Below are 228 nucleotides of genomic sequence, written 5' to 3' on the forward strand. Positions count from 1 at the left end.
TCCAGAGCGGAGCCACAAGAAGGGGCTTGGGGCCGTCACCGGTCAGACGGTGGACGACAATGTCGGGCCGCAGCGCACACAGGCATGTCCCGAGAAAATCCAGATATTCTTCCATGGACGGGAGCGGGAAAGGATATCTTTGATAATCGTTATATAGATCGGTATCCCTAAGAACGTGGAGAAGCTGCAGCTTGATGCCCTGGATCTCTTGAAGGTTCAGATATTCTA

At 52.6% G+C, this 228-nt stretch carries 1 pseudogene; it reads right to left on the reverse strand.

From position 1 onward, the window contains the following. Positions 1-228, reverse strand: a pseudogene (locus tag HJY11_RS13815) (TIGR01212 family radical SAM protein); the annotation flags it as partial.

It is taken from the genome of Bittarella massiliensis (ex Durand et al. 2017) (assembly GCF_017566145.1).
GTDB classification, from domain to species: Bacteria; Bacillota; Clostridia; order Oscillospirales; family Ruminococcaceae; genus Bittarella; species Bittarella massiliensis_A.